Origin of the sequence: Romboutsia sp. 13368, assembly GCF_018336475.1 — a bacterium.
Lineage (GTDB): Bacteria > Bacillota > Clostridia > Peptostreptococcales > Peptostreptococcaceae > Romboutsia.
The window spans coordinates 1,762,535-1,769,374 of sequence record NZ_CP048741.1 but is presented as its reverse complement, the minus strand read 5'-3'; the positions used below and the strand labels follow the sequence as shown (position 1 = coordinate 1,769,374).

Sequence of the window (6,840 nt, the reverse complement as noted above, 5' to 3'; positions counted from 1 at the left end):
AAATAAAAGTTTATAAATAATATAAGTATGGTAAAATCTTACTTAAAGAGAATTTAGTATCTATATAATAGAGTCTATATAACTAGGAAGAATTTTATAATTGACGGCAATTATTTTATAAGATATAATAGTTATACAGAATAGAACAAATGTTTGTAGAAATGTAATCGGAAAGGAATGATATACATGAGTATAGAACAAGAAAAACTAAATGCCCTTAATCAAGCATTAGGCAAAATAGAAAAAGAGTTTGGTAAAGGATCAGTAATGAAGCTTGGGGAAGCTACATCAATGGCAATTGATGTTATATCAACAGGTTCAATAGGACTTGATATAGCAGTTGGTATAGGTGGACTTCCAAAAGGAAGAATAATAGAAGTATATGGACCTGAATCTTCAGGTAAGACAACAGTTGCTCTTCATACCATAGCAGAAGCACAAAAGCAAGGTGGAATAGCAGCATTTATAGATGCCGAACATGCACTTGACCCAGTATATGCAAAAGCGTTAGGTGTAGATATAGATAACTTAATAATATCTCAACCAGATACAGGAGAACAAGCACTAGAAATAGCAGAAGCGCTTATAAGAAGTGGAGCTATAGATATAATAGTAGTTGACTCTGTTGCTGCACTTGTTCCTAGAGCAGAGATAGAAGGAGATATGGGAGACTCACACGTTGGTCTTCAAGCAAGACTTATGTCTCAAGCACTTAGAAAATTAACAGGATCTATAAAAAAATCTAACTGTGTTGCAATATTTATAAACCAATTAAGAGAAAAAGTTGGTATAATGTTTGGTAATCCTGAAACAACAACTGGTGGTCGTGCTCTTAAGTTCTATTCTTCTGTAAGATTAGAAGTAAGAAGAATAGATTCTATAAAGCAAGGTGATAAGGTATTAGGAAATAGAACAAGAGTTAAGGTTGTTAAGAATAAGGTTGCTCCTCCATTTAAACAAGTAGAATTTGATATAATGTATGGGGAAGGTATATCTAGAGTTGGAGATTTACTAGACATAGCAGCAGAAGCTGAGATAGTTAAAAAATCAGGAGCTTGGTATGCATACAATGATACTAAACTAGGACAAGGTAGAGAAAATGTTAAAAAGTTCTTACAAGATAATCCTGATTTAGTAAAAGAAATAGACGAAAAGGTAAGACATTACTATAAATTAGACGAAACAAGAGAAAATGCACAGGAAGAAGAAGATACATTACTAAATTTAGAATAATAAAGCAATACACACCTCCTATTAACTTGACATGCGATAGAAAAAATTATAAAATTAATTAAGGACATAGTATCTAAATATGATTTTAAATAAAATACTCTTAAATATTAGAAATAGAGGATTTTATCGACATTACAATATATATCTTAAAAGTAATGATTGTATTTTTTCTATATGCTATAGTTTTAATTTAATTATAAAATTGTTAAACTCTTAAAATGTAATTTTGGGATTATTATCAAAGGAGGTGGGTGTCATAGATATAATAAGTATTTTATTAGGGATAGCAGTAGGTATTATTGCTGGTTATTTTGTGAGAAAAAATATATATGAGTCAAAAATTGGCCAAGCTAATAGTGAAGCTGATAGAATAATAAAACAAGCAGAAGATGACTCAAAGAGAATACACAAAGAAAAATTATTAGAAGCACAAGAAGAAATTCATAAGTTAAGAACTGAATCTGAAAAAGAAAATAAGGAAAGAAGATCTGACTTACAGAAATATGAAAAAAGAGTTGTGCAAAAAGAAGAAATATTAGACAAAAAGTTACAAAACTTAGAACAAAAAGAAACAACTTTAGGGGAAAAGTTAAATAATGTAGCTAAAAAAGAAGAAGAAATTGAAGCTATAAAGACACAACAATTAGAGAAACTAGAGAATATATCAGGGATAACTTCTGATAAGGCAAAGGAAATAATTTTAACTAATGCCGAAAGAGATGTTAGAAGAGAAATGTCTATAATGATAAAAGAAATAGAGTCTCAAGCTAAAGAAGAAGCAGAAAAGAAATCAAGAGAAATAATAGGGTATGCTATACAAAAATGTGCGGCTGATCATGTTGCTGAAACTACTGTTACAGTTGTAAATTTACCTAATGATGAAATGAAGGGTAGAATTATAGGTAGAGAAGGTAGAAATATAAGAACACTAGAAACACTAACAGGTATAGATCTTATAATAGATGATACCCCAGAAGCTGTAATACTATCAGGATTTGATCCAATCAGAAGAGAGGTTGCTAGAATAGCACTTGAAAAATTAATAGCAGATGGAAGAATACATCCTGCTAGAATTGAAGAAATGGTTGAAAAAGCTAGAAAAGAAGTAGAGAGTATAATAAAAGAATATGGAGAGCAAGCTGCTTTTGAAACAGGAGTACATGGACTTCATCCAGAGTTAGTTAAATTATTAGGAAGACTTAACTACAGAACAAGCTATGGGCAAAATGTACTTAAGCACTCTATAGAAGTAGCACATATAGCAGGTATAATGGCAGCTGAGATAGGTGCAGATATTAGACTTGCTAAAAGAGCAGGGCTTTTACATGATATAGGAAAAGCAGTTGACCACGAAATGGAAGGTACTCATGTTGAAATAGGTATGGATTTACTTAAGAGATACAAAGAATCTAAAGAAGTTATACATGCTATGAGTACACATCATGGAGATTATGAGCCACAGACAATTGAAGCAGTACTTGTAACTGCAGCAGATGCTATATCAGCAGCAAGACCTGGTGCTAGAAGAGAAACTTTAGAAGCGTATATCAGAAGATTAGAAAAGCTAGAAGAAATAGCTAACTCATATGAAGGAGTAGATAAATCATTTGCTATACAAGCTGGTAGAGAAATAAGAATAATGGTTAAGCCTGAAAACGTTAGTGATGAAGATATTCATTTATTAGCTAGGGATATGACTAAGAGAATAGAAGATGAATTAGAATATCCAGGACAAATAAAAGTAAGTATAATAAGAGAAACTAGAGCAATTGAATATGCTAAATAATAAAAAAGAGAGGTTAAATACCTCTCTTTTTTATTATGGTAAAAATTAATTAATATTATATAAAATTATAGATAAAATTATAAATAAAAGTCATGGAGTGAGTTTAATCTATGAGAAAACCTAAAATTATAGTTAGTGAATGTTTATGTGGTAAAAAATGTAGATATGATGGTCAAGGATATAATGATAAAGTTATTCAATCTCTTAAAGATTATGTAGATATACAGACTANATAAGAAAATTTCATAATAGTAATTTATTATTACTAAAATCTTATAATGAAGAATTGACAAATGAATTAAGTAAATTATTATATAAAGGAGAAATAAAAGATGTGTCAGATTATCAAGAAAATATATTAAATATAGTTTCTAATGAACGAGATAAAAATAATAAGATTTCAGTTATAATAAATTTATTTGAAAAGTATAAACCTATGCTAAATACTAAAGAAATAGATATGTTTAATGATTTACTTAATTCATATAATAATCAAAAAATACCATTTAGCACTCTTGTGGTTGTTATAAAAATGTACGCAACTAGATTTAATGATAATGATATACTAAATCAAACATTTTTTTATCCATACCCAGAAAACCTTATAAATATAACTGATTCTGGAAAGGGAAGAAAGTTATAAAAAGTTAATTACATATAGACTTAAGGAAAATGGGAATAATAAATATACAACAACAAGAAAGGATGATTTTATGTTAAATAAATTAGCTAAAAACCAATATGTAAAAATTACAAATAGTAATTTAGAAAATGACTCTATAGAATATGGTGTAGTATTAAATAATGAAAATGAAAAGTATGATATAATGAGTATTGGATTTGAAAATAAAAATGGTAAATTTATAGAATATCCAGCTAATGTAGAAAACTTAGTTCAATGTTACACTATTCAAGATGCACAATTTGAAGAAGTAAAGAAAGATGAAGTAAGAAGAAAAATGAATATATGGTTAGAAACTAATTATAAAAGTAATTATAAAATATAATTATATAGGGGAGTATATTTACTCTCCTTTTATTRTTTTATGTATAAATGTCAATATGGAAAAAATTATATTAAAATGATATAATTATTATAATTAAGGGGGGAATTTAAAGTGAATCAGTACACAGACATTAAATCTCAACTAGAAGCTTTAAGGCTTAAAGATATAGAAAAATCTTTTTATAATAAAGTAGGCAATACTGTAAGTATAATTCCTAAGGTAACACCTTTTAAAGGAATAAATACAGATATGCTATATATAAAAGATAATAAGTTGTTATTTATAAAGTTTATGGATACAACTGAAGAGTTATTTTTTATTTTAGAAGAAGAGTTATTGGAAGTTATGAATGAAGAATATGATCTATTGAAAATAAAAATGGATCAACTAAAATCAAATATAGAATATAATTATGTATTTGTAATGCCTTATGTTGATATAGAAGATACATATGGATTTGAAAATTTTGTAGAAAATAACTTAATAGATAGAAGAAAGCTTAAAGCTATTTTAAATGATAGTAGCTTAATAGATAATTATCTTAAAGATAAAAATAATGAGATAGATTTAAATTTATTTTTATTAGATATTTGTCCAGAATATTACGTATTAAATGATAAAATACATTTAAATAATGAATTAAAAAAAATTTCCTTTTATAGTGATGACTATGAATATAGTGCGACACCGTTAAGTGAAGAGCAAATAAGAGAAATAATATCTATAAACTATGGAAGTACATTGTTTAGGGGAGGATCTGGAACAGGAAAAAGCACTCTTATGTTGTCAAAAGTTATGAAGTTAGCTAGAGTTTATCCACATCATAGATTTTTAATACTAACTAATACGAAGCAAGAATGTAATGAATTAAGAGAAAAATTACAGGTTTTATATAAAGAAAGTAATAATATAGACATATATACTCTTAATGGATTTGTTTTAAAGCTTGCTAAAAGATATAACTTAGTAGTGGACTATAATATGCTTAAAAAAGATTACCATAAAACATTTAATAATATAGTTAAGCAAGCTAGAAATATTATAAAAAATAAAAATATGTTTAAGGGTATATTTATAGATGAAGCAGAAGGTTTTTCTGAAAATGAAATTAATTTTGTAAGAGAATTCTTATACAAGACAAAATATATATTTAATGTTTTTTCTTGTGATAGTTTAAATATATCAAATAATGTTAATATATTTAAAGATAGAGTAGAAGATATAGGGTTTGATAATATTGTTATATTAAATAAAAATTATAGGCAATCTAAAGAACTTATAGATTTTAATAATAATTTCTGTGAAAATATAAATAAATATATAGAGAGTATAAGAGATAATATTAAAACTACTGGATTTTATAAAACCCAACCTATAAGAGATACTACTAAATCTGTAGATATAATAAAAGTAAGTGATTTAGAAGAACAAATAAGCTCAGTTATTTGGGAGTTAGACTACCTTATAAATAAAAAAGGACTAGCTTATTCTGATATAGCAATAATATATCCATATAATAAGAAAAAATTRAAAAGTGGTAAAATCATGTACTTTCAATATATGTTAAGAAAGGCATTAGAAAATGCAGATATACCATATATATATGCAGAAGAAAATTTAACAAATATAAGTAAAAAAGTTGGTGTAACAATATCTAACATATATACAATCAAAAATTTAGAGTATAAAGCATGTATAGTTTGTCAATTAGAGATGTTATATAATCATACTATAAATGACACAACACAAGATTATCAAATAAATGATTTTATAGGAGATTTAAATAAAGTATACCTAGCTACAAATAGAGCTTGTGATTATTTAAGTATAATTACAGCATTTAACGAAGAGACTAGTGATATTATAAAGCTTCTTATTGAATCAAAATAAAAAGAAGCACTAAATGTGCTTCTTTTTATTTTGATTATTTAATTAAAAAGAAATATCCAAGTACTAATATACCAAGAATTATTCTATAATATCCAAATACTTTAAAGTCATGCTTTTTGATGTAATCAAGTAAGAACTTAATAGCTAATATAGAAACTATGTAAGCAACAACAGATCCTGTAGCAAGTATTAACCATTCAAATCCAGTAAATGCAAAACCTGTTTTAACAAGTTTTAATGCACTTGCACCAAGCATAGTAGGTACAGCTAAGAAGAATGAGAATTCTGTTGCTACATATCTAGATGTACCAAGTAAAACTGCACCGATTATAGTAGATCCTGATCTAGATGTACCAGGTATTAAAGCTAGACATTGGAATAAACCTATACCAATAGCTAGTTTATAACTAACTTGTGAAAAGCTATTAACTGATGGCTTTTTATTTCTATTTTCTAGCATAATCATAATTATACCGTATACTATTAAAGCTATTGCAACAGTTGTTGGGTTAAAGAATAATTCATCAATTTTATCATCAAATAATAAACCAAGTATACCAGATGGTATAACTGCTATTATAACTTTAATCCATAAATCTATGGTTTCACTTTTTTGAATTTTAGTTTTTGAACCATCAAAAGGATTTAGTTTTTTAAAGAAAATTGTAAGAACAGCTAGTATAGAACCAAACTGAATTACAACTAAAAATGTACTCATAAAAGTTTCAGATACGTTCATTTTTACGAATTCATTAAATAAAATCATATGACCTGTACTACTTACAGGTAGCCACTCTGTTATACCTTGAACTATACCAATAAGAGCGGCTTTAAAAAGTTCTATTAATTCCATTAATAAAATTACCTCCTATGTAAGTAAATTGCGCTATTTATAAGTATATCAATAATATAAAATATATTCAA

The 6,840-nt window shown here is 26.8% G+C and carries 6 protein-coding genes; 5 read left to right on the top strand and 1 reads right to left on the bottom strand.

The window, feature by feature from the left end:
* Window positions 1–186: 186 nt before the first annotated feature.
* The 5 genes from recA (at window position 187) to G3997_RS07180 (ending at window position 5,916) form a co-directional block, all read left to right on the top strand.
* Window positions 187–1,233 (top strand): recombinase RecA, encoded by a 1,047-nt coding sequence (gene recA / locus G3997_RS07200; RefSeq protein ID WP_296644902.1) that lies wholly within the window; start codon window positions 187–189, stop codon window positions 1,231–1,233.
* Between the two features lie 247 nt (window positions 1,234–1,480).
* Window positions 1,481–3,019 (top strand): ribonuclease Y, encoded by a 1,539-nt coding sequence (gene rny, locus G3997_RS07195; RefSeq protein WP_296644900.1) that lies wholly within the window; start codon window positions 1,481–1,483, stop codon window positions 3,017–3,019.
* 232 nt (window positions 3,020–3,251) lie between these two features.
* Window positions 3,252–3,662 (top strand): DUF1722 domain-containing protein, encoded by a 411-nt coding sequence (locus tag G3997_RS07190; RefSeq protein ID WP_330616304.1) that lies wholly within the window; start codon window positions 3,252–3,254, stop codon window positions 3,660–3,662.
* Between the two features lie 70 nt (window positions 3,663–3,732).
* On the top strand, window positions 3,733–4,026 hold the full coding sequence (locus G3997_RS07185) for a hypothetical protein (protein ID WP_296644895.1): 294 nt from the start codon (window positions 3,733–3,735) through the stop codon (window positions 4,024–4,026).
* A 111-nt stretch (window positions 4,027–4,137) separates the two neighbouring features.
* Window positions 4,138–5,916: a UvrD-helicase domain-containing protein gene (locus tag G3997_RS07180; protein WP_296644893.1), complete on the top strand. Its 1,779-nt coding sequence runs from the start codon at window positions 4,138–4,140 to the stop codon at window positions 5,914–5,916.
* Between the two features lie 34 nt (window positions 5,917–5,950).
* Here G3997_RS07180 and G3997_RS07175 read toward each other — a convergent pair whose 3' ends face one another.
* Window positions 5,951–6,769, bottom strand: a complete 819-nt coding sequence (locus G3997_RS07175) for an undecaprenyl-diphosphate phosphatase (RefSeq protein ID WP_296644891.1) — start codon at window positions 6,767–6,769, stop codon at window positions 5,951–5,953.
* Window positions 6,770–6,840: the final 71 nt, after the last annotated feature.

Coding starts and splice junctions, on each gene's coding strand:
- G3997_RS07175 (WP_296644891.1), bottom strand. CDS start 6,769: ATGGAATTAATAGAACTTTTTAAAGCCGCTCTTATTGGTATAGTTCAA.
- G3997_RS07185 (WP_296644895.1), top strand. CDS start 3,733: ATGTTAAATAAATTAGCTAAAAACCAATATGTAAAAATTACAAATAGT.
- recA (WP_296644902.1), top strand. CDS start 187: ATGAGTATAGAACAAGAAAAACTAAATGCCCTTAATCAAGCATTAGGC.